This is a genomic window from Ruminococcus sp. RTP21204st1_B2_RTP21204_210225, assembly GCF_040914135.1.
In the GTDB taxonomy this organism is placed as follows: Bacteria; Bacillota; Clostridia; order Oscillospirales; family Ruminococcaceae; genus Hominimerdicola; species Hominimerdicola aceti.
This window is the reverse complement of record NZ_JBCPGA010000041.1, coordinates 1-23,155: the sequence shown is the minus strand read 5'-3', so window position 1 is coordinate 23,155 and position 23,155 is coordinate 1. Positions and strand designations below refer to the sequence as shown.

The window sequence follows — 23,155 nt, the reverse complement described above, 5'->3', positions numbered from 1 at the left end:
TATTTTATCAGATTTTTGCCTATCTCTCTTTTCTTTTTTCTTAATTTTGTCCAATATCTATTGTAGCACTACACATAAATATTCCTTCGTATGCTAACGATACTTGACGAAATCTTATAAATATGGTATAATAAATCACAGCTTTGTATGTTTTATCACTTTATATGATAATTTATACAGAAAATTTTTTATGGAGGCGACTTTATTATGAAGATGACTGTAAGTCAGGCTATGGTTGAATGTTTGAAAGCTGAGAACGTAAAAGTCGTCTTTGGCTATCCCGGAGCTGCTATCTGTCCTTTCTATGACGCTTTGCTGGATGCTGAAAACGACATCAGGCAGGTGCTTGTGAGACAGGAAGCTAACGGTGGTCATGCGGCTAACGGCTATGCACGAATTTCAGGTAAGCCTGCGGTCTGTATCGCTACATCGGGTCCGGGTGCAACCAATCTTATTACTGCAATTGCTACCGCTTATGCGGATTCTATACCTATCGTGTGCATAACAGGTCAGGTGAATACCGACCAGATAGGCTCTGACGTTTTTCAGGAGGCTGACATTACAGGCTCGGCTGAGCCGTTCGTTAAGCACAGCTATCTTCTCAAAAACCCTGAGGACACTGCGAGAGTGTTCAAAGAGGCTTTCTATATCGCAGGCACGGGCAGACCGGGTCCTGTGCTTATAGATATCCCTATGGACGTTCAGAAAGCTGTTATCGACTTTGAGTACCCTGAAAAGTGCGAGATAAGAAGCTATAAGCCTACCACAAAGGGCAACTACGTTCAGGTAAGGCGTGTAATGGCGGCGTTGGAAGAGGCTGAGAAGCCGCTTATCTGTATTGGCGGAGGTGTTTTTGCCGCTCACGCTGAGAACGAGATAAGAGAGCTTGCCGACCTTATGCAGATACCTGTTATCACAACTATGATGGGCATTTCTGTTTTCCCTGATGACGACCAGCTTTTCTGCGGCATGATAGGAACTCACGGTGTTAAAATGGCAAACGCCGCTGTGAACGAGTGCGACGTGCTGTTCCTTGTGGGCGCAAGAGTTGGCGACAGAGCCGTTAAAACACCTTTGGCTCTGGAGAAAACTACTAAGATAATACATATAGATATCGACCCTGCGGAGATAGGCAAGAATATCGGTGCTGACCTGCCTCTCGTTGGCGACGCAAAGCTTGTTTTACAGCAAATGACGGAGCTTGCAAAGCCTATGAAGCACGATGAGTGGATAGCTCACATCAAGACCCTTGGGGGCGAGAGAAAGTATGTTGAGCCTGCAAAGGGTACTGTAAATCCGAGGGTGTTTATCGACAGGCTTGCAAAGAAAATGCCTGCCAATGTTACTGTTGTGGCAGACGTTGGACAAAATCAGATATGGACCTGCACTGAATATAAGTTCCGCAAAGAGGGCAGACTTCTTACCTCAGGCGGCATGGGTACGATGGGCTATTCTGTGCCTGCGGCAATAGGTGCAAAAATGGCTGACAACAGCAGAGCAACAGTTGCTATATGCGGTGACGGAGCTTTTCAGATGTCGTTCATGGAGCTTGCAACAGCCGTTCAGTTCGGCGTTGATATAAAGGTGGTAGTAATGACCAACAACCGCCTTGGCATGGTAAGAGAACTTCAGACAAATGGCTATCATGACAGACAGACAGCAGTTTTTCTTGACGGCTCTCCTGACTTTATCAAGCTTGCAGAAGCTTATGGCATACCTGCAATGAGAGTTTATGACGATGATACTATGGAAAAGGGCGTGGAAATGCTTGCTGAACATAAAGGCATTTGCCTTGTTGAAGTCGTTGTGGATAAGGATATGCCAACATTATAAGGCTAATATTTTAACTATCTGTAGCGTTTACAGTATATAGCGTTTACGTTCAAAAAATCTTAATAATAAGCTGGTATAATAAAGAATCAAGGAAAGGTTTCCTTATGGAGGTTGATTTATGAAACATACGATCTCAGTTCTTGTAGAAAACCACAGCGGTGTTCTATCAAGAATTTCCGGACTGTTTTCAAGACGTGGGTTCAATATCGAGAGCCTTGCAGTAGGTCCAACTCATGACCCTGACGTTTCAAGAATAACGATAGTTGCTGACGGTGACGAGCATACAGTTGAGCAGATCGAGAAACAGCTCAATAAGCTTATAGAGGTCATCAAGGTAAAGACATTTGAGGCTAATGAGTATCTCGCAAGAGAGCTTATGATAGTCAAGGTGTCTGCGGTCGCAAACAGACGCAGTGAGATAATGACTATTGCGGATATCACAGGGGCTAAGGTCATGGATATAACGCTTACGACGATGACATTGGAGCTTTGCGACACTTACGCTCACCTTTGCAGATTTGAGGAGGTCATAGCACCTTACGGAATAATCGAAATGGTAAGAACAGGCACTATCGCAATAGAGAAAGGCTCTGACACATTCAATGCAGGCAAATAAACTTTGATTATATAGCCGAAAGGCTACATAAAATAAATCTTAAATTTCTGAATTTGGAGGAATTAACAATGGCACAGGCAAGAATATTCTATCAGCAGGATTGCGACATTAACGTACTCAAGGGTAAGAGAGTTGCCATTATCGGTTACGGTTCACAGGGTCACGCTCATGCACTCAACCTTAAGGAGAGCGGTGTTGACGTAGTAGTAGGTCTTTACGAAGGTTCTAAGAGCTGGGCAAAGGCTGAGCAGCAGGGTCTTACAGTTATGACAACTGAGGAAGCTGCAAAGACATCTGACATCATCATGATCCTTATTCCTGATGAGAAGCAGGCTGCACTTTATAAGAAATCTATCGAGCCATACCTCACAGAGGGTAAGACTCTTGCATTCGCACACGGCTTTAACATTCACTTTGGCTGCATCGTACCACCAAAGAACGTTAACGTTATCATGATCGCACCTAAGGCTCCTGGTCACACAGTACGTTCTGAGTACCAGGCTGGTAAGGGTACACCTTGCCTTATCGCAGTTGAGCAGGACGCAACAGGCAACGCACAGGATATCGGACTTGCATATGCACTTGGTATCGGCGGAGCAAGAGCAGGTGTTCTTGAGACAACATTCAGAACAGAAACAGAAACAGACCTCTTCGGTGAGCAGGCTGTTCTCTGCGGTGGTGTTTGCGCACTTATGCAGGCTGGTTTTGAAACACTTTGTGAAGCTGGTTATGACCCAAGAAACGCATACTTTGAGTGTATCCATGAGATGAAGCTCATCGTTGACCTTATCTATCAGTCAGGTTTTGAGGGCATGAGATATTCTATCTCTAACACAGCTGAGTACGGCGACTACATCACAGGTCCAAAGATCGTTACTGAGGACACTAAGAAGGCTATGAAGAAGGTTCTGTCTGACATTCAGGACGGTACATTCGCTAAGGACTTCCTCCTTGATATGTCTGACGCAGGTTCACAGGTACACTTCAAGGCTATGAGAAAGCTCCACGCTGAGCATCCTTCTGAGAAGGTTGGTAAGGAGATCAGAAAGCTCTACAGCTGGAACAATGATGACGAGAAGCTCATCAACAACTAATTTGCAGATAAATATTATTGCATAAAAAGAGAACGACTTGCAGTGCAGGTCGTTCTTTTTTGTTTAAAGAAAAAATGGACGAAAAAATTTTTTTCGTCCATAAAAAATCAGCTTTTGCTTGTTTTAACATATGACCAGCCATTGCCGAGGTTATCTTCGCCCCCTGATGAGCTTATGGGTGAGCGGTAAATATAGTAATGGTCATAAATGGTATAGAATTTCACTGTCAAGCCGTCGCTGTCGATGTATGTAACGTTCCTGCGCTCAAGCTCCTCAAGCTCTTTCTTCACAGACTTGCAGGCATTGTTTTCAGTGAGCGATTTAATGGAGCATTTGCCCTTTGGCAGTGTCGGCTTTTCGCATGAAATGCTTTCTATCATAAATTCCGCAGTGGTCTGAAAGTTAGCCTTATTGTCATTGAAAACGGCTTTTATCTGGCTGTCGGAGCGCATATAGTGCTGATGCCAGAAGCCGAGGGCTACTGCAAGAATAACGACTATCCAAATTATCCACTTGGCTTTTCTGCCTGTTGACCATTTGCGAAGCTTGCCGTCAGTGCCGATGTCCTCTTCGTTTATAACGGGGTTTATCTGTTTGCTCATTATTTTACAAACGCCTCCAATCTGTAGATAGGCATACCCATGTCTGAGAATTTCTTCTCATATTCCGTTACGATATTGCCCTCGAAGCCACTGTTGTGAAGGTCGAGAGAAATGTTTTTAAGTCCGTAATTTGCCGCAGAGAACTCCTCCAAGGAGAACTCAAAGAAGTGCATATTGTCGGTCTTTTGGTATATCTCGCCTTTGTCCACAAGAATACGTCTGTATATTTCAAGAAAAGCTCGGTATGTGAGCCTATGACGTGCATATGTATTTTTAGGATACGGACAGCTAAAGTTAAGGTAGATACACTCTACTGACTTTTCAGGGATAAAGCAATCCAGATATTCAGCCTCGCCCCTTGCAAATCTCAGGTTCGGTATGCCCTTGTCTATAGCCATTTGTGCGGCGTCAACTATAACGTTACTGCTTTTTTCTACTGCAAGGAAATTCTTGTCAGGGTTTCTCTTTGCTATCTCTCTTGCAAACTGACCCTTACCACAGCCTATCTCCAGCACAAGGGGATCGCTGTTTCCGAAGATCTTCTCAAAGTCAATAAGCTGTTTGTTTGATTTGTCCTGAAAATTCTTCTCGTCACGGTCAAGATATAAAATATAATCTCCGCAGGCTTCAAGACGTGCCTCAAGATTTTTCTTTCTTCTCATTCTCATATGGGATAAACTCTCCTGTTATTTATTAGAATATTTGTGCAGAAAATAGTCCTTGTCAGACGTGACCTTTAGCCACTGCACAGCCGACCCTGTGAGCATATTTTCATAAGGATAAACTGTGAGCATGACTTCGGGTGTGTCCTCACCGCTGAAATGAGGGGTCACCTTAAAAGCTATCTCGCAGTTGAGCCGTTGGACGACCTCTTCCTCGGTGAGCTTTCTGAAAAGCACTGAGGTGTCCTTTTCGGTGATAGGTATTTTGGTAAACTTCGCCTGATAAATTTTCTTGCCGTCCTTTTTGGTGACAAGTGAAAAGCCATGCTTCACAAGGGTTATCTTTCCGCCATGGTTTTCGTAGTATTCAAGGTTTGAAAAGGTAACACGTCCGTCATTGACAGCTTCACCGGATATCGAAACGCAAAGTCCTTTGTCTGACGCTTTCCCTGCACTCTCCACTCCGAAAGCAAAGGGAAGTCCGTCTATCATTATCTCTCCGCAGGTGGAAAACTGCAACTTCACCTGCTTCTTCTTTAAGCCTGCAAATGGATTTTTCATGACAACTCCTATATTAAAGGTCGATCTGCACGCCGCCAACAGGTCTTATGGACAGCACATAGCATGAGCCTTCACCGAATACTCTCTCCATTTCAGCTTTGAAAGCTTCAAGCTTCTTTTCAGGTACGAACGCTTGGATAGTTCCTGCAAAGCCACCGCCGTGAACTCTGCAAGCACCCTCACCGCCAAGAGCCTGCTTTGCAAGATACAAAGCCAGTGAAAGACCCTGCTCGTTTGGGGCAGAAGAAGCATAGATGTTCTGAAGATATTTGAATGATGAATCTCCTGATTCATTGATAAGGCTCAGGAAAGCGTCAAAGTCGCCCTCTGAAAGTGCGGAAGCTTCCTTGCCAACTCTCTCGTTATCGTCAAAGAAGTGGAGCGCTCTAAGCACAGCTCTGTCACTGCACTTTTCTCTAACGGCACAGATGTTTTCAAGAAGCTGTTCCTTTGTTATCTCTCTCAGCACCTTTTTGCCAAAGAAAGCCGCAACAGACTTCATTTCCGCAGGGATAGCCGCATACTCAGGTGTGAGGTCGGCGTGGTTGCCCTTTGTGTCAACGATACACAGTGCGTGACCGCTTTTTGTGAAATCGAACTTTACAGAGTTGATAACAGGGTGCTTTTCGTCAGCAAAGTCGATAGTGATAAATCCGCCTACTGATGAAGCCATTTGGTCCATAAGACCTGACGGCTTGCCAAAATATACATTTTCCGCAAACTGAGCTATCTGAGCTATTTCCACAGCAGAAACCTCGCCCTCGTTGTAAAGACCATTGAGAATAGTGCCGATAAGCACTTCATAAGCCGCAGATGAAGAAAGTCCAGAGCCTTTGAGCACGTTTGAAGTAGCATAAGCCTTGAAGCCCCCGACATTGTGACCATTCTTCTTAAAGCCTGCGGACATACCTCTTATAAGTGCCGCAGATGTGTTTTTCTGCTCCTCGTAGATAGTGTCGTCATCAACGTTCACAGTGTCCATTGGGAAGCCCTCGGACTTTATTGTAATAACGTTCTCTTCGTTGTCAGGAGCGACAGCGGCAATAACGTCGAGTGAAACGCCTGCCGCAAGAACACAGCCGAAGTTGTGGTCGGTGTGGTTGCCGCCTACCTCAGTTCTGCCTGGAGCTGAGAAGAAAGCAGTTGGCTTTTCACCGAAAAGCTTTTTAAATTCATCTGCAACTTTGCTATATCTTTCTCTCTGAAACACTGTCATATCGGCAGTGTAGACCTCGTCAAGTGTGTATTTTTTCATTATGTATATCCTCCGAACGTAAATATAAGTATACTTTGTTATTATACAACATTTATGCTCTTTTTTCAAGTACAATTTTTTTAACAAGTGAGGAGGTAAGAATGAGGAATGAGGAGTGAGGAATGAGGAATTATGGTATCGCCTGGCGGCGATTTATTTTTTTTCATTCAAAACGTGCGCTGCACGTTTCATGTGTGCGTGTATGTGTGCCAAGTGTGCCTATAGGTGAATTTTTGCACAGAAGCTCCCTTGATATTTTATGCAAACTGACAAAATTGCTGTAAGCAAACTTTTTATAACACTCTATTGGTGCTTTAAATCAAAAAAGCTGTTGCATTTTGGTGAAATTTGTGGTATAATTACTTGTGTCTATTTTAATTATTGTTTATTTCTACCGACCACGAAAAAATGGTCGGTGCAGTGAAAGGAAAGATTTATTGTATGAAAAAACTAATGCTTGGAAACGAGGCGTTTGCAAGAGGTCTGTATGAGGCAGGCTGTAAGGTTGTATCATCTTACCCTGGTACTCCGTCAACTGAGATAACAGAAGCTGTTGCAAAATATGACGAGGTATATGCTGAGTGGGCGCCTAATGAAAAGGTGGCAATGGAAGTGGCTCTTGGTGCTTCTATAGGCGGTGCAAGAAGCTTCTGCGGAATGAAGCACGTTGGTCTTAACGTTGCTGCTGACCCTCTTTACACAGCAGGCTACACAGGCGTAACGGCAGGTATGGTAATAGCTGTCGCCGATGACCCTGGTATGCACTCGTCACAGAACGAGCAGGATTCACGTCACCATGCTATCGCTTCTAAGACAATGATGATAGAGCCTTCCGATTCAGGAGAGTGCAAGGAGTTTGCTAAGGCTGCTTTCGAGCTTTCTGAAAAGTTCGATGTTCCTGTTATCGTAAGACTGTCCACCAGAGTTTCTCACTCTCAGTCAGCTGTTGAGCTTTGCGAGAGAGAGGAAAGGGAGAATATCCCATATGAAAAGAATATCCAGAAGTATGTTATGATGCCTGGTAACGCTATCCGCCGTCACCCTGTTGTTGAGGCAAGAATGAAAGCTATCGCTGATTATGCCGAAACTTCACCACTCAACAAGGTAGAGATGAACGATACAAAGATAGGCGTTATCACAAGCGGTATCTCATATCAGTATGCAAAGGAAGCACTTGGCGACAAGGCTTCATATCTCAAACTCGGTATCGTAAACCCAATGCCAATTCAGATAATAAAGGACTTTGCCGCAAAGTGCGAAAAGGTCTATGTAATCGAGGAACTTGACGATGTTATCGAAACACATTGCAAGAAGAACGGTGTGAACGTTATCGGCAAGGAGCTTTTCAGCCTTATGGGCGAGATATCACAGACTATCGTTGCTGAAAAGATACTTGGCGAGAAGCCTGAGTATATCACATTTGAGGATAACGTGCCTGTAAGACCTCCTGTTATGTGTCCGGGATGTCCTCACAGAGGTCTGTTCTATTGCCTGCATAAGCTGGGCGTTATGGTATCAGGCGATATCGGCTGTTACACTCTCGGCGCAACAGCACCGCTTTGTGCTATGGATTCAACTATCTGCATGGGTGCTTCTATCAGCGGACTTCACGGATTTAACAAGGCAAGAGGTGCAGAGGCTGAGAAGAAGTCTGTTGCCGTTATCGGTGACTCTACATTCATGCACAGCGGTATGACAGGTCTTGTGAACGTTGCATATAACTCCACAAATTCAACTGTTATCATTCTCGATAACTCTATCACAGGTATGACGGGTCATCAGCAGAACCCTACAACCGGTAAAAACCTTAAGGGCGACCCTGCTTATGCCGTTGACCTTGAAATGCTCTGCCATTCACTTGGTATCAAGAGCGTAAGAGTCGTTGACCCATATCACATGGCTGAAACAGAGGCTGTTATCAAGGAAGAGCTTGCCAAGGAAGAACCAAGCGTTATTATTTCAAGACGTCCATGCGCACTTCTTAAATATGTAAAGCACAATCCACCGCTCAAGGTAAACAAGGATAAGTGCGTTGGCTGTAAGCAGTGCCTGAAGATAGGCTGTCCTGCTATATCTATCCATGACGGCAAGTGCGTTATCGACCATACACAGTGCGTAGGCTGCGGCATATGCAAGGAAATGTGTAAGCTGGGTGCGATATGCGACTAATGATAACATATATTTCGAGGTGTAAATAATGAAAACAAGATCAATTATGATAGTGGGCGTAGGCGGACAGGGTTCACTGCTTGCGTCAAGAATAATAGGAAACGTGCTTCTCTCACAGGGCTTTGATGTCAAGGTCAGCGAGGTACACGGAATGAGCCAGCGTGGCGGCTCTGTTGTTACATACGTTAAGTACGGCAGCGAGGTATGCTCGCCTGTAGTTGAAAAAGGCGAAGCTGATATCATCATCAGCTTTGAACAGCTTGAAGCCGCAAGATATGTTTCATATCTCAAGAAGGGCGGACATATCATCACTTCAACTCAGCAGATAGACCCAATGCCTGTTATCACAGGTGCGGCTGTTTATCCTGAGGATATCATAGGCAAGCTTAAAGCAGAGGGCGTTGACGTTATCGCTGTTGACGCACTGGCACTTGCGGAGCAGGCTGGTACTGCAAAGGCTTCAAACGTTGTTCTCATGGGCGTTGTGTCAACTAAAATGGCTTTTGATGAGGACGTATGGCAGAAGGCTCTTGAGCAGTGCGTTCCTGCAAAGTTCCTTGAACTGAACAAGAAGGCGTTCGCTCTCGGCAGAGAGGTAAAATAATGGACGAGATAAGCGGTCTTATCATAAAAATGACCGAGTTTTTCGCTGGCGACCCGAAACGTATACAGCACTTTATAAAGGTACATACCTTTGCCCGTGTTATCGGCAGGGCAGAGGGACTTGATATCCGCACTATGTATTGTCTTGATGTTGCGTCAGCGGTGCATGATATCGGCATAAAGCCTGCGGAGGAGAGATACGGAAAGGGTCACTGCGGAGGCAAATTGCAGGAGCAGCTAGGCCCTGAGCCTGCACAAAAAATGCTCAGAGAGCTTGACTTTGACGAGGATATCATAGACAGGGTGTGCTTTCTTATCGCACATCATCACACCTATGAGGGCGCCCAGGGGCTTGACTGGCAGATACTCTTGGAAGCAGATTTCCTTGTGAACGCTTTCGAGGACAGCCTTTCCAAAGAGAGCATAAAAAGCTTCCGTGACAAGGTGTTCAAAACGAAAACAGGCATTAAGATGCTTGAAGAAATGTACGGCGTATGATACTTGTGCAAAGTTGATACCCGAGTAATATGACCGAAACCATTTTAACAGGAGGTGTGTTCCAATGGGAAAATATTGGAACGAAGAGATCGAGTGCATGGCGCACGAGGACATGAAAAAGCTCCAGAGCGAAAGACTTGTCAAGCAGGTCAAGCACGTCTGGGACAATGTGCCATACTACAAGAAGCTTATGGAAGAAAAGGGCGTAACGCCTGATGATATCCACGGCATTGAGGACCTGCACAAGCTGCCGTTCCTTTCAAAGGCTGATCTGCGTGAGGCTTATCCTTACGGTCTGCTTGCAAAGCCGCTTTCAGAGTGCGTGAGAATACATTCCACAAGCGGAACCACAGGCAAGAGAGTTGTGGCTTTCTACACTCAGCATGATATCGACCTTTGGGAAAATTGCTGTGCAAGAGCTATAGTTGCCGCAGGCGGATCAAAAGACGACGTTTGCCACGTTGCATATGGCTATGGACTTTTTACAGGCGGAGCAGGTCTTAACGGCGGCTCTCATAAGGTGGGCTGTCTTACTCTGCCGATGTCATCAGGAAACACAGAAAGACAGATACAGTTCATGCAGGATCTAGGTTCTACTATCCTGTGCTGTACTCCGTCATATGCCGCTTATATAGGTGAAACTGTAAAGGAAATGGGCATAAAGCCAGAAGATCTTACACTCAAAGCTGGTATCTTCGGTGCTGAGCCTTGGACAGATGAAATGCGTCACGAGATAGAGAGTCTTCTTGGTATCAAGGCTTACGATATCTATGGTCTGACAGAAACAAGCGGTCCTGGCGTAGCTTTCGAGTGCGAAGCACAGTCTGGTATGCACATCAATGAGGACAACTTTATCGCAGAGATAATCGACCCTGACACAGGAGAGGTGCTTCCTGAAGGCTCAAAGGGCGAGCTTGTATTCACAAGTATCACAAAGGAAGCTTTTCCTCTGCTGAGATACAGAACAAGAGATATTTGTATTCTTACAAGAGAGAAATGCTCATGTGGCAGAACTCTCGTCAAAATGTGCAAGCCAATGGGCAGAAGCGACGATATGCTCATCATTAAGGGTGTAAACGTGTTCCCATCGCAGATAGAGTCAGTGCTTCTTAAGATATCAAAGGCAAGCCCTAACTATCAGATAGTCGTAGACAGGGTGAACAATTCTGATACTTTCGAGATAAGAGTCGAGCTTAATGACGATATGTTCTCTGATACTGTCAAGTCTATCGAGGATCTTGAAAAGAAGATATCCAACGATATCCATAATATCCTTGGCATCAAGGCGAAGATAAGACTTGTTGAGCCAAAGAGCATTCCACGTTCTGAGGGCAAGGCAGTAAGAGTTATCGACAAGAGAAAGCTTGTCTAAAAGACAGGGGGTAATTTTATGACAGTAAAACAGCTTTCGGTTTTTATTGAAAACAGACCTGGCAGATTGTCTGCCGTTACAAAAATACTTGGGGATAATGATGTGAATATCCGTGCAATGTCCCTTGCTGACACAAAGGATTTCGGTATTCTCAGACTTATCGTTGACGATTTTGAAAAAGCAGTTTCAGCCTTGAAAACAGAGGGCTTTTCCGTTACCACCACTCAGGTGCTTGCAGTGGAGATAAATGACCGCCCAGGCGGACTTTCAGAAGCAATGAAAGCTCTCTACAATGACAACATCAGCGTTGAGTATATGTATTCTGCATTTATAAACACTAAGGAAAACACGGCTTATCTTATCCTTAGAGTGGAGAACGTTACAGCCGCTCTGGAAGCTTTGAGTGAAGCAGGATTTGCACTTATCTCACAGCAGGAATTGGCAAGCATCTAGCTGATTAGTGAATACTAACCGAAAAATCACTTAAAATCTATGTGAAATTTTTATGAAATGCCGAAAACCTCTTGATTTTTTCAGAAAATGTGTTATTATATAAGTATAGTATTTGATATGATACTTGTAGAATTTATGCAAGGAGGTCTGTGAAAATGGCTTATAAGATTAGTGATGAGTGCATCGGCTGCGGCGCTTGCATGGACGCATGTCCAGTAGGAGCTATCTCCGAGGCTGATGGTAAGTGTGTTATTAACGCTGACGAGTGCATCGACTGCGGTTCTTGTGCAGGTACTTGCCCTGTAGGAGCACCTCAGGCTGAGTAATTTACTTAAACTAAGAGAAAACGTCTGTCATATGGCAGGCGTTTTTTTGCACTTGTTTTTTGTGTATTAGTTTTCAGCACATTATCATAAAACTGTCACATTGGCGGAGTATCATATAAATACAATAAGAGAAAGACAAAAAGATGAAATTTACACATATACTTTTTTCTCCATATATACTTCATATACTTCAAAAAGGGAACGCTGGCTTGTGTCAGCGTTCTTTTTTTGCGTGGGTGATTTTGTGGATAGATATGTAAAATATCGTGGAAAATATGGGCTTTTGTAACGCAGGTGTCCGTTTTTCGGTATTATTAATAAAAGTTTTGCGAAATTTGTTAAAAGTGATAAAAATAGAACCCTTATTGTCATTCCTGGGATATAAAATGTACAATGGTTGTAACTTAACGTTCATATAAACTTCATAAACGAGTGAAAAAACGGCTTGAAAATTACAATTTGATTACAATGCCCCTTGACTTTTGTAACCTTATTCATTATAATATGGTGTAGTTTATCACGTTTGAAAGGAGCGTTCTGAATTGGGTTATTTGAAGTCGGGAATATCCCGCTGTGTGGCTGTGCTTTCTGCCTGCGGAGTTGTGACAGTATCTGCTGTGACTTTTGCGACACTTGATAAAAACGTTATCCAGCCATGTGCGGTCATGCCGCCTGAAAATGCAAAGGTCATTTCTGCTGTTTCTGACAAGGAAACATCTGAGCAGATCGGGGATATCACAACTGTTCTTACAACATCAGCCGTCAAGGAAACTGCGAAAAATTCTCAGACCGAGGCTGTAAAGGCTGTAAAAACTGCAAAAAGCGAAACAACAAAGTCAGCTTCCGAAACAGCTTTGAGATCAGAGAGCGTAACGACCTCTGTAATATCACAGAAGCCAGCGTCAGTGACCGCAGTGCAGAGCGTGACTTCCGCTGACACAAAGCTTAGCATATCAGTAAGCCTTGTGACAAAGAAAACTCAGCAGGCTTCAAAGTCTGAAACAAAGGTTTCTGCTGTTACTTCCGCCCCTGTCAGCACTACTGACAGCGATACTGTTGCCTCAAAGGCTACAAAAAAGACTACAACAGTGAAAACTACTACTGCAAAAACTACTACCACTGCAAAGACAACAACTGCCCCTGTTACGACCACAACGCCTGCGGTGACTACTACCAAGAAAAAGACCACCACCGCTAAGGTGACAACAACTAAAAAGCCTGTTACAACTACAACCACTGCGCCTGTTGTCGACAACGGCAAGACCCCTGCACAGCGACTTAATTCTGCTGTGCTTGATCCAAAGGCGACGCTCGGCGCAAAGGAAGAAAAGATACTTCTGAAATATCTCAATAAGATAATATCAGATGATATGACAAATTACGAAAAGGCTGTGGCTTGCTACGATTATATTATAAAGAACACGGTCTATGATTACGGCGGCTGGGCAAATCCTGTCAAGGCTGTTCTTGAGGACGGTTACGGCACTTGCACAGAATATTCTTACGTTTACGCCGCAATGCTTGGCTACATAGGCTTTGACGCAAAGACCGTTGACGGCAAGACTGCTATGGCGGCAGGCGGTTACGGCTATCATATGTGGGTGGAGGTAACGATAAACGGTCAGGTATATGTTATGGACCCTCAGGTGGACGATAACATGAGCTGGGGAGCGTATATCTCCCATGACCGCTTCTGCAAGACCTACAGCGAGGTCAAGGGCAAGTATATAAAAGATTGATATTGTATCGGGTGGAGTTATCTGCCCGATATTTTTTTACTGTGTTTGCGTGTAGCTTGCTTGCAGTACGTTTATTTGTACATTAAATGAGAATATCCGGCATTCTTTTTGTGACAAATTTTTCTGCTTATCCTATAGACAAAAGGAAGAAAGCATGATATAATTATTCTTGATACATTGTCGGCAAATGCCGAACGTCATTTTGTACAGGAGGATAATTGATGACGGAAAATTCCACAAAGATAACGAAAAAGCCTGCGACATCAGTGAAGAAAAACAGCTCTGTCAAAGGTTCGTCAAAGAATAAGAAAAGAAAGAAAAAACGCAACAATATCGGCATTATCTGCGGCACTGCAGCAGCGGCTATCATAATAGTTGTGGGCGGAGGATATTTCATTGGAAGAGCTTACTATAGCAACAGATTTCTGAGCGGCACAACAGTGAATGGCATTGACGTGGGCGGAAGGACATTTGAACAGGCTTGCGACCTGCTCGGGGTGAACGATATGCCTTATGAGCTTACGGTCAAAACTATCGACGGCACGCCTGTTGTTTTCAAGACGGCTGATTTTGATTACAGACTAAGCGGCAAGGACGAGCTTCAGAAGATCTATGACAGCGTGAACAGAAAAACATGGTTCTCTGGATTTATACAGAACTCCACCTATAGCTTTAATGAGGACATCACATTTGATGTTGAGAAGCTTCAGAAGCTTGTGGAGAAAGCAAACTGGGGCGATGTTGAAACTGCCGACGCAAAGCTTGGTCTTAACGAGGATAAGACGGCTTATGTTATCACCCCTGAGGTGCAGGGAAACAAGATAACCGATATGAAAAAGCTTGAAGCTTATGTTACGCAAAGCGTGGCATCAGGTGAGCTTAGCGTTGAGCTTGACAAGGACACAGGTTGTTATTCCCTTCCAAAGGTGAAGAGCGCAGACCTTGAGGACGATTGCAAGAAACGAAATGATGTTTTCCAGCTTTCTGTCACATACGATTTTGACTACACCACAGAAACTCTCACGGGCGAGGAGCTTATGAAGATCATAAAGCTCAAAGATGACGGAAGCTACACTGTGGATAGAAAGAAAGCCATGGAGTATGTGGAAAAGCTCGCAAAGAAGTATGATACATATAATACTAAGAGAAAATTCCACGCCACTTTGCAGGGCGACATAATCGTGCCGACAAGCTCTGATGCTAAATACGGCTGGTGGATAGATCAGGAAAAGACTTGTGACGATCTTGTGGATATGCTTGAAAAGGGCGAGAGCGTTGACAAGGTAGACCCTATCTATTACAGTACCGGTTATTTTGACTTTACAGGCGTTGAGTCTGCGAGAAGCAAGGACGATGATATAGGCGACACTTATATTGAGATAGACCTTACCGACCAGCACTTGTGGTATTATGAAAAGGGCAAGAAAAAGCTCGATACCTATATAGTTTCAGGTCAGACCACATCTGAGGCGAGAACAACTCTCCCTGGTGTTTATAAGCTGTGGTCAAAGGAGACCAACAAGCGTATGAAAGACACAAATGCCGACGGCGACGAGTGGGATACAAAGTGCAACTTCTGGAACAACGTTTCTCTCTGCGGAATAGGTCTTCACGATTCAACGTGGCGAGGCGGATATTTCGGCGGTGAGATATACAAATACAACGGCTCTCACGGCTGTATAAATATGAGCTATGATGACGCCAAATATGTTTATGACAACGTGCCTTACGGTACGCCTGTTGTTATGTACTACAAGTCTGCGGATAAATAATAAGGACGGTCAAGGTATCATGCCTTGACCGCTTTTTGTAAGGAGTGTTTTTTATGGAAAAGATATTATACAGAGAGGGCTTTACGGCTGAGGAGCTTCCAAACGAGGTGATAGAGCGTATCAAAGGCGTTTCCTATAAGGAAAATCCCTATGTGAAGCTGGGCGACCTTGCCTATCTGCGTGTGAGATATTATGACTTTGAGCATAAGGTGCAGTCGGGGGAGCTTATCGTGGCGAGGAAGCTTGCACAGGAGGTTCTGGATATCTTCTATGAGCTTTTCGAGGGCGGTTATGAGATAGAAAAAATCAGGCTCGTGGACGAGTATGACGCTGATGATGAAAGGTCAATGGCGGATAACAATTCCTCTGCCTTCAACTATAGGGTGGTGGCTGGTACCAACACTATTTCGGCTCACAGCTACGGCAGGGCGATAGACATAAACCCTCTTATAAATCCTTATATAGTGGGGAATAAGGTCATGCCTGCCAATGCTACAGAGTATGCAGACCGTGACAAGGCTTTTGATCACAAGATTGACAGAACGGACCTTTGCTATTGCATTTTCAGGCGTCATGGCTGGAAATGGGGTGGCGACTGGAACAATTCTAAGGATTATCAGCATTTTTACAAAGAGTACGATTCTCCACTGAAAATGGCTGTAAATAAGCTGAAAAGAGCGTTGTTACGTTAGTTTGCAAGGTTTACCTAGGAAAGCAATATGAAATCATAAGTTATATATGTATACCGATTAACTAAAAATTAATAATGAATTTATGCAAGTTTTATCATTCGCTCTTGCATTTTGCTGTAATGTGTGTTATAATGATTAAGCCGTCGGAAAAGACGACAAAAGGCTATTTTCTTGCATTTGTGCGAAAAACCACGCTTTGAGTTTGTTTGCACTTATGCAGGATTGCAGGATTTTAATTTCTTCCTGCAAATTTTTTTGTTAAAAACAGCTAAAAATCGGCTATGAGCCGTGAAATAACATACGTTGCTGAACGATAAGCTATAATTTTTTACAGTTTGGCAGGAAAGGGTGATAAAAATGGAACGCATGGAGGATATGACTAATGTAAAAAGCCTGTATTCACCGAAATTCGAGCATGATAACTGCGGAATAGGTGCTGTTGTGAACATTAAGGGCAAAAAGAGCCACGATACTGTTGCAAATGCGCTGACTATCGTTGAAACGCTTGAGCATCGTGCTGGTAAGGACGCAGAGGGCAAAACAGGTGACGGAGTAGGTATCCTGCTTCAGATCTCACATAAATTCTTCAAGAAGATCGCTGCCGCAGAGCTTGGAATCACGCTTGGCGAGGAGAGAGATTATGCCGTTGGTATGTTCTTCTTCCCACAGAACGAGCTTGCGAGAAATCAGGCAAAGAAGATGTTTGAGATAATCGCCGAAAAAGAGGGTTTGGAGATCCTTGGCTGGAGAGTCGTTCCTGCAAAGCCTGAGGTGCTTGGCAAGAGAGCTGTCGAGTGTATGCCTGCCATAATGCAGTGCTTCATCAAGCGTCCAAAGGGCGTTAAAAAGGGCCTTGACTTTGACCGCAAGCTATATGTTGCAAGACGTGTGTTCGAGCAGTCAAATGAGGACACCTACGTTGTATCGCTTTCAAGCAGAACTATAGTATATAAAGGAATGTTCCTTGTGCAGGATCTCAGAAAGTTCTTCCCTGACCTTCAGGATAAGGACTACGAGTCTGCTATCGCTATGGTACATTCAAGATTTTCTACCAACACAAACCCAAGCTGGCAGAGGGCGCATCCTAACAGAATGATCGTTCACAACGGTGAGATAAACACTATCAGAGGCAATGCTGATAAAATGCTCGCTCGTGAGGAAACGATGAAGTCTGAGCATTTGAAGGGCGACCTTGATAAGGTCACACCTGTTGTAAACACAGAAGGCTCTGACTCTGCAATGCTCGACAACACACTTGAATTTTTGGTCATGAGTGGAATGGATCTGCCACTGGCTGTCATGATAACGATCCCTGAGCCATGGGATAACAACGGCACGATGAGTCAGGCTAAGAAAGACTTCTATCAGTATTATGCAACTATGATGGAGCCATGGGACGGACCTGCTTCTATCCTTTTCTCTGACGGAGATATCATGGGTGCAGTGCTTGACAGAAACGGTCTGCGTCCGTCAAGATATTATATCACAAAGGACGGCAATCTTATCCTTTCATCTGAGGTTGGCGCACTTCCTATCCCGTCAGACAATATCGTTGAAAAGGAAAGACTTCGCCCAGGCAAAATGCTTCTTGTTGATACTGTTCAGGGCAGAGTTATCGACGATGACGAGCTTAAAGAATACTATGCTTCAAAGCAGCCTTACGGCGAGTGGCTTGACAGCAACCTTGTCAGACTTAAAGACCTTAAGATACCAAACATCAAGGTAGAGGAACACGGCTACGAGGAAAGACAAAGACTTCAGAAAGCTTTTGGCTATACCTATGAGGACGTTATGACATCTATCCTGCCAATGGCAAAGAACGGCTCTGAGTCTATTGCCGCTATGGGTACAGACAGCCCGCTTGCGGTGCTTTCAAAAGAGCCTCAGCCACTGTTCAACTACTTCAAACAGCTCTTTGCACAGGTAACAAATCCGCCTATAGACGCTATCAGAGAGGAAATAGTTACCTCCACAACTGTCTATATTGGCGAGGACGGCAACATTCTTGAAGAAAAGCCTGAAAATTGCAAGGTAATGAAGATACACGACCCTATCCTTACCTCAACAGATATCCTTAAAATAAAGAATATGCACATTCCTGGCTTTAAGGTAGCTGTTATCCCTATACTTTATTATAAGAACACAAGACTTGAAAAGGCTATAAACAGACTTTATATAGAAGCAGACAAGGCGTTCAGCGAGGGCGCAAATATCCTTATCCTTTCAGACAGGGGAGTTGACGAGAACCACCTTGCTATCCCGTCACTGCTTGCAGTATCAGCACTTCATCAGCACCTTGTTGTTACAAAGAAGAGAACATCTCTTGCTATTATCCTCGAAAGCGGCGAGCCTAGAGAAGTTCATCACTTTGCAACACTGCTTGGCTATGGTGCTTCCGCTATCAACCCTTATCTTGCTCAGGAAACTATCCACGAGCTTATTGCTGACGACCTTCTCGATAAGGATTACTATGCCGCTGTTGACGATTATAATGCGGCTGTTCTCCATGGTATCGTAAAGATAGCTTCAAAAATGGGTATCTCTACTATACAGTCATATCAAGGCTCACAGATATTCGAGGCTATCGGTATCGGTCAGGACGTTATAAACAAATACTTCACCGGCACTGTCAGCAGGATAGGCGGTATCACAATATCTGACATCGAGAAGAACGTTGACAGACTTCATACATCAGCCTTTGACCCTCTTGGACTTGGCACAGACACAGAGCTTGAATCAAGAGGAAGCCACAAGTTCAGAAGCGGCAAGGAGGAGCATCTCTACAATCCTCAGTCTATCTACCTGCTCCAGCAGGCTGCAAGGACTGGCGACTATGAAACATACAAGAAGTATTCAAAGCTTATCTCTGAGGAAATGGACCCTGTGAACATCAGAGGTCTTATGGATTTCAACTTTGCTGAAAATCCTGTTCCGCTGGAGGAAGTTGAGAGCGTTGACTCTATTGTAAGAAGATTTAAGACGGGCGCTATGTCCTACGGCTCTATCTCTCAGGAAGCTCATGAAGCACTTGCTATCGCAATGAACAGACTTCACGGCAAGTCAAACTCAGGCGAGGGCGGTGAGAGCCTTGACAGACTTCTCACAAAGGGTACTTCTGAGGACAGATGTTCAGCTATCAAGCAGGTGGCTTCGGGACGTTTCGGTGTAACTTCAAGATACCTCACATCTGCTGATGAGATACAGATAAAAATGGCACAGGGCGCAAAGCCAGGCGAGGGCGGACATCTTCCTGGCAAAAAGGTTTATCCATGGATAGCTAAAACAAGACACTCCACACCTGGCGTGTCGCTTATCTCACCTCCGCCACACCACGATATCTACTCTATCGAGGACTTGGCTCAGCTTATCTATGACCTGAAAAACGCAAACAAGAACGCAAGAATTTCTGTAAAGCTCGTTTCTGAGTGCGGTGTTGGTACAGTTGCAGCAGGCGTTGCAAAGGCAGGCGCAGGTGTTATCCTTATCTCAGGCTATGACGGCGGTACAGGTGCGGCTCCGAGAAACTCTATCTACAATGCAGGACTTCCATGGGAGCTTGGACTTGCAGAAGCACATCAGACCCTTATCAAGAACGGTCTTAGAAACAAGGTCGTTATCGAAACAGACGGCAAGCTCATGACAGGCCGTGATGTTGTTATCGCAGCGATCCTTGGCGCAGAGGAGTTCGGCTTTGCAACAGCTCCGCTGATAACACTCGGCTGTGCAATGATGAGAGTATGTAATCTTGATACTTGCCCATTTGGTGTTGCAACACAGAACCCGGAGCTTAGAAAGAAGTTCCCTGGCAAGCCTGAATATGTAATGAACTTTATGATATTCGTGGCTTCCGAGCTTAGAGAATATATGTCAAAGCTTGGCGTAAGAACAGTTGACGAGCTTGTGGGAAGAATTGACCTTATCAAGCCAAAGGCTGGTATCACAGGCACTGCGGCACAAGTTGACCTTTCTAATATCATCAACTCTGATTACGTTTCAGAAAAGGTAGAATACAACAAGAAATCCAAGTATGACTTCAAGCTTGAAAACACTCTTGATGAAAAGGTGCTCATGAAGGAGTTCGAGAAAAATCTTAAGAGTGGTGAGAAGAAGTCTATCACAGTAAATGTCAAGAACACAGACCGTTCATTCGGTACTATCTTCGGCTCAGAGATAACAAGAAAGTATTATAACACACTTGCTGACGATACATACAAGATAGTCTGCAACGGCTCAGGCGGACAGAGCTTCGGCGCATTTATCCCGAACGGCTTGACCCTCGAGCTTGTGGGCGACTCTAACGATTATTTCGGAAAGGGACTTTCAGGCGGTAAGCTCGTTGTTTATCCTCCGAAGGATTCCACTTTCAAAGCCGAGGACAATATCATTATCGGTAACGTTGCACTTTACGGCGCAACAAGCGGTAAGGCGTTCATCGACGGTGTTGCAGGCGAGCGTTTCTGCGTAAGAAACTCAGGCGCAGTGGCAGTTGTCGAGGGCGTTGGCGACCACGGCTGTGAGTATATGACAGGCGGCTGTGTGGTAGTTATCGGCAAGACGGGCAAAAACTTTGCGGCAGGTATGTCAGGCGGTGTAGCTTACGTTCTTGACGAGGACAGACACCTTTACACAAGACTCAACAAGGAAATGGTACTTTTCTCTGAGGTCAAGGAGAAGTACGATATCATTCAGCTCAAAGACCTTATCCAGCAGCACGTTGACGCAACAGGCTCTGAAAAGGGCAAGCGTATTCTTGATGACTTTGAGGAATATCTGCCTAAGTTTAAGAAGATAATCCCTCACGATTACAAGAAGATGATGTCTGCTATAGCTTCAATGGAAGAAAAGGGTATGAGTAGCGATCAGGCGCAGATAGAAGCATTCTATCAGATCATCAACGGCAAGCAGTAAGCCTGCGCACATGAGATATTGTACTTTTAAAATCGAAAGGAGGATATACTTGCTGTGAAAGCAAGTATAGTTGAGATATGGGAAAGCCAACTGGTTTTATGGACTATAAGCGTGAGGACGCAGCAGCGTTCTCCGTTGAGGAACGTATAAAGAATTTTAATGAATTTCACACTCCTCTTTCAAAGGAGGAGCAGCAAAAGCAGGGAGCAAGATGTATGGACTGCGGTGTGCCGTTCTGTCAGGCAGGAATGAAGATAGGCAACGCATTTTCAGGCTGTCCGCTTAACAATCTTATCCCTGAATGGAACGACCTTATATACAAGGGCAACTGGGAGCAGGCATATTACAGACTTCATATGACGAACAATTTTCCTGAGTTCACATCAAGAGTTTGTCCTGCACTTTGCGAAAAAGCCTGCACCTGCGGAGCTAATGGCGACGCTGTTACCACAAAGGCTAACGAATACGGCATTATCGAAAATGCTTATGCCTGCGGATATGCTTCAGCAAGAGTGCCAAAGGTAAGAACAGGAAAGACTATCGCTGTTATAGGCTCAGGTCCGTCAGGTCTTGCTGCCGCTGACCAGCTCAATCAGAGAGGTCACAGTGTAACAGTTTTCGAGCGTGAGGACAGAGTGGGTGGTCTGCTTATGTACGGCATACCGAACATGAAGCTTGAAAAGCAGATAATCGAGCGCAAGATAAACATAATGAAAGAAGAGGGCATCGAGTTCCGCACAGGCGTTAATGTGGGCAAGGATATCACAGCGGCTGAGCTTCTCAATGACTTCGACAGAGTAATACTTTGTTGTGGTGCTTCAAACCCTAGAGATATCAAAGCCGAGGGCAGAGATGCAAAGGGTATCTATTTTGCAGTGGATTTTCTGAAATCCACAACTAAGGCGCTGCTGAACGGCGGTCTTACGGATAAAAACCATATTTCCGCAAAGGGCAAGAACGTCATGGTAATAGGCGGCGGAGATACAGGAAATGACTGTGTTGGTACAAGCGTAAGACATGGCGCAAAGAGCGTTTTGCAGCTTGAAATGATGCCAAAGCTTCCTGACACGAGAGCTGAGAACAACCCATGGCCGCAGTGGCCAATGGTCTGCAAGACAGATTACGGTCAGGAGGAAGCCATCGGTGTGTTCGGTCATGACCCGAGAGTTTATCAGACAACTGTCAAGGAGTTTCTCAAAGACAAAAAGGGCAATCTTAAGGGCGCAGTGCTTGTAAAGCTCTCCCCAGAGAAAGACCCTAAGTCAGGCAGAACGATAATGAAGCCTGTTGAGGGCAGCGAATACAAGGTAGAAACCGAGCTTGTGCTTATTGCGGCAGGCTTTCTGGGATCTGAAAGCTATCTCACAAAGGCTTTTGGCGTCGAGGTAGACGGCAGAACGAATATCGCAACAGCCGACGGCACACATCAGACGAACGTGAAGAACGTCTTTGCCGCAGGCGATGTCCGCAGAGGACAGTCACTTGTAGTATGGGCTATCAGAGAGGGCAGAGATGTTGCCCGTGAGGTGGATAAGAACCTTATGGAGTATACAAATCTGTAATACGAGGTAAAAATATAACACCGTCCGAGGAGTTCGGGCGGTGTTTTTTGTGTGTAGGGTATCGTGGCAGGGGAAAAAGCTTTGACATCATAATCTATGTTCCACTACATAGTCCCTTATCGTAAATTTTTAAGAAATATCACAGAACATCACACAAAACAAAAACAGCTATCAAACCACGCATTTACGCAATTTAATAGCTGTTTTGCTGGAGCTGCTAACCGGGCTTGAACCGGTGACCTCGTCCTTACCAAGGACGTGCTCTACCTACTGAGCCATAGCAGCAAACCAATTACAGTAATATATTATACACTATCTCTGCCGCTTTGTCAAGCCCTTTTTACAACTTTTTTACTCTATTCCTGTAGTGCTACAATAGATATTGGACAAAATTAAGAAAAAAGAAAAGAGAGATAGGCAAAAATCTGATAAAATAAA

The 23,155-nt window shown here is 44.6% G+C and carries 18 protein-coding genes and 1 tRNA gene; 14 read left to right on the top strand and 5 right to left on the bottom strand.

What is annotated here, in order from left to right:
• Positions 1-207 precede the first annotated feature (207 nt).
• From ilvB to ilvC, 3 genes are all read left to right on the top strand, one after another.
• Positions 208-1,833: a biosynthetic-type acetolactate synthase large subunit gene (ilvB, locus tag AB5123_RS11735; RefSeq protein WP_117893677.1), complete on the top strand. Its 1,626-nt coding sequence runs from the start codon at positions 208-210 to the stop codon at positions 1,831-1,833.
• Between the two features lie 118 nt (positions 1,834-1,951).
• Complete coding sequence (ilvN, locus tag AB5123_RS11730; protein ID WP_022287490.1) at positions 1,952-2,449, top strand: acetolactate synthase small subunit; 498 nt, start codon at positions 1,952-1,954, stop codon at positions 2,447-2,449.
• Between the two features lie 68 nt (positions 2,450-2,517).
• The gene (ilvC, locus tag AB5123_RS11725; protein WP_041337504.1) at positions 2,518-3,543 is read left to right on the top strand and encodes a ketol-acid reductoisomerase; all 1,026 of its coding nucleotides are present in this window, start codon (positions 2,518-2,520) and stop codon (positions 3,541-3,543) included.
• A gap of 107 nt (positions 3,544-3,650) precedes the next feature.
• On the opposite strand, the gene AB5123_RS11720 is transcribed toward ilvC, so the two are convergent.
• From AB5123_RS11720 to AB5123_RS11705, 4 genes are read right to left on the bottom strand one after another with little or no spacing between them, the layout of a single operon-like run.
• The gene (locus AB5123_RS11720; protein ID WP_256322345.1) at positions 3,651-4,145 is read right to left on the bottom strand and encodes a hypothetical protein; all 495 of its coding nucleotides are present in this window, start codon (positions 4,143-4,145) and stop codon (positions 3,651-3,653) included.
• On the bottom strand, positions 4,145-4,813 hold the full coding sequence (gene trmB, locus AB5123_RS11715) for a tRNA (guanosine(46)-N7)-methyltransferase TrmB (protein WP_256322344.1): 669 nt from the start codon (positions 4,811-4,813) through the stop codon (positions 4,145-4,147). Before trmB ends, AB5123_RS11720 begins: the two co-directional genes overlap by 1 nt.
• Positions 4,814-4,831: 18 nt before the next feature.
• On the bottom strand, positions 4,832-5,368 hold the full coding sequence (locus AB5123_RS11710) for a hypothetical protein (protein ID WP_022287484.1): 537 nt from the start codon (positions 5,366-5,368) through the stop codon (positions 4,832-4,834).
• A gap of 13 nt (positions 5,369-5,381) precedes the next feature.
• Entirely contained in the window at positions 5,382-6,623 is a 1,242-nt protein-coding gene (locus AB5123_RS11705) for a galactokinase family protein (protein WP_337811966.1), read from the bottom strand.
• Between the two features lie 441 nt (positions 6,624-7,064).
• On the opposite strand from AB5123_RS11705, the gene iorA reads away from it, so the two are divergent.
• The 11 genes from iorA (at position 7,065) to AB5123_RS11650 (ending at position 22,717) form a co-directional block, all read left to right on the top strand.
• Positions 7,065-8,792, top strand: coding sequence for an indolepyruvate ferredoxin oxidoreductase subunit alpha (gene iorA / locus AB5123_RS11700; RefSeq protein WP_022287482.1), 1,728 nt, complete (start codon positions 7,065-7,067; stop codon positions 8,790-8,792).
• Positions 8,793-8,820: 28 nt separating this feature from the next.
• Entirely contained in the window at positions 8,821-9,396 is a 576-nt protein-coding gene (locus tag AB5123_RS11695; RefSeq protein ID WP_046441561.1) for an indolepyruvate oxidoreductase subunit beta, read from the top strand.
• Positions 9,396-9,893, top strand: coding sequence for an HD domain-containing protein (locus AB5123_RS11690; RefSeq protein ID WP_337811967.1), 498 nt, complete (start codon positions 9,396-9,398; stop codon positions 9,891-9,893). Before AB5123_RS11695 ends, AB5123_RS11690 begins: the two co-directional genes overlap by 1 nt.
• Before the next feature lie 64 nt (positions 9,894-9,957).
• Entirely contained in the window at positions 9,958-11,265 is a 1,308-nt protein-coding gene (locus tag AB5123_RS11685; protein WP_278643261.1) for a phenylacetate--CoA ligase family protein, read from the top strand.
• Between the two features lie 18 nt (positions 11,266-11,283).
• Positions 11,284-11,718, top strand: coding sequence for an ACT domain-containing protein (locus AB5123_RS11680; RefSeq protein ID WP_022287478.1), 435 nt, complete (start codon positions 11,284-11,286; stop codon positions 11,716-11,718).
• A gap of 155 nt (positions 11,719-11,873) precedes the next feature.
• Positions 11,874-12,044, top strand: coding sequence for a DUF362 domain-containing protein (locus tag AB5123_RS11675; RefSeq protein WP_117878416.1), 171 nt, complete (start codon positions 11,874-11,876; stop codon positions 12,042-12,044).
• Between the two features lie 542 nt (positions 12,045-12,586).
• On the top strand, positions 12,587-13,783 hold the full coding sequence (locus AB5123_RS11670; RefSeq protein WP_337811968.1) for a transglutaminase-like domain-containing protein: 1,197 nt from the start codon (positions 12,587-12,589) through the stop codon (positions 13,781-13,783).
• 221 nt (positions 13,784-14,004) lie between these two features.
• Positions 14,005-15,555, top strand: a complete 1,551-nt coding sequence (locus tag AB5123_RS11665; protein WP_337811969.1) for a L,D-transpeptidase family protein — start codon at positions 14,005-14,007, stop codon at positions 15,553-15,555.
• Between the two features lie 53 nt (positions 15,556-15,608).
• Positions 15,609-16,247 carry a M15 family metallopeptidase gene (locus AB5123_RS11660; protein ID WP_278340150.1) on the top strand — a complete coding sequence of 213 codons (639 nt, stop codon included), beginning with the start codon at positions 15,609-15,611 and terminating at the stop codon, positions 16,245-16,247.
• A gap of 366 nt (positions 16,248-16,613) precedes the next feature.
• Complete coding sequence (gene gltB, locus AB5123_RS11655) at positions 16,614-21,155, top strand: glutamate synthase large subunit (protein WP_368364857.1); 4,542 nt, start codon at positions 16,614-16,616, stop codon at positions 21,153-21,155.
• 77 nt (positions 21,156-21,232) lie between these two features.
• Positions 21,233-22,717: a glutamate synthase subunit beta gene (locus AB5123_RS11650; RefSeq protein WP_368364856.1), complete on the top strand. Its 1,485-nt coding sequence runs from the start codon at positions 21,233-21,235 to the stop codon at positions 22,715-22,717.
• Positions 22,718-22,926: 209 nt separating this feature from the next.
• Here the strand turns inward: AB5123_RS11650 and AB5123_RS11645 are convergent.
• Positions 22,927-23,002 (bottom strand) — tRNA-Thr (locus tag AB5123_RS11645).
• Positions 23,003-23,155: the final 153 nt, after the last annotated feature.

Excerpts from the sequence above, each read along its gene's own strand:
- ilvB (WP_117893677.1), top strand. The coding sequence starts at position 208 with ATGAAGATGACTGTAAGTCAGGCTATGGTTGAATGTTTGAAAGCTGAG.
- ilvN (WP_022287490.1), top strand. The coding sequence starts at position 1,952 with ATGAAACATACGATCTCAGTTCTTGTAGAAAACCACAGCGGTGTTCTA.
- ilvC (WP_041337504.1), top strand. The coding sequence starts at position 2,518 with ATGGCACAGGCAAGAATATTCTATCAGCAGGATTGCGACATTAACGTA.
- AB5123_RS11720 (WP_256322345.1), bottom strand. The coding sequence starts at position 4,145 with ATGAGCAAACAGATAAACCCCGTTATAAACGAAGAGGACATCGGCACT.
- trmB (WP_256322344.1), bottom strand. The coding sequence starts at position 4,813 with ATGAGAATGAGAAGAAAGAAAAATCTTGAGGCACGTCTTGAAGCCTGC.
- AB5123_RS11710 (WP_022287484.1), bottom strand. The coding sequence starts at position 5,368 with ATGAAAAATCCATTTGCAGGCTTAAAGAAGAAGCAGGTGAAGTTGCAG.
- AB5123_RS11705 (WP_337811966.1), bottom strand. The coding sequence starts at position 6,623 with ATGAAAAAATACACACTTGACGAGGTCTACACTGCCGATATGACAGTG.
- iorA (WP_022287482.1), top strand. The coding sequence starts at position 7,065 with ATGAAAAAACTAATGCTTGGAAACGAGGCGTTTGCAAGAGGTCTGTAT.
- AB5123_RS11695 (WP_046441561.1), top strand. The coding sequence starts at position 8,821 with ATGAAAACAAGATCAATTATGATAGTGGGCGTAGGCGGACAGGGTTCA.
- AB5123_RS11690 (WP_337811967.1), top strand. The coding sequence starts at position 9,396 with ATGGACGAGATAAGCGGTCTTATCATAAAAATGACCGAGTTTTTCGCT.
- AB5123_RS11685 (WP_278643261.1), top strand. The coding sequence starts at position 9,958 with ATGGGAAAATATTGGAACGAAGAGATCGAGTGCATGGCGCACGAGGAC.
- AB5123_RS11680 (WP_022287478.1), top strand. The coding sequence starts at position 11,284 with ATGACAGTAAAACAGCTTTCGGTTTTTATTGAAAACAGACCTGGCAGA.
- AB5123_RS11675 (WP_117878416.1), top strand. The coding sequence starts at position 11,874 with ATGGCTTATAAGATTAGTGATGAGTGCATCGGCTGCGGCGCTTGCATG.
- AB5123_RS11665 (WP_337811969.1), top strand. The coding sequence starts at position 14,005 with ATGACGGAAAATTCCACAAAGATAACGAAAAAGCCTGCGACATCAGTG.
- AB5123_RS11660 (WP_278340150.1), top strand. The coding sequence starts at position 15,609 with ATGGAAAAGATATTATACAGAGAGGGCTTTACGGCTGAGGAGCTTCCA.
- gltB (WP_368364857.1), top strand. The coding sequence starts at position 16,614 with ATGGAGGATATGACTAATGTAAAAAGCCTGTATTCACCGAAATTCGAG.
- AB5123_RS11650 (WP_368364856.1), top strand. The coding sequence starts at position 21,233 with ATGGGAAAGCCAACTGGTTTTATGGACTATAAGCGTGAGGACGCAGCA.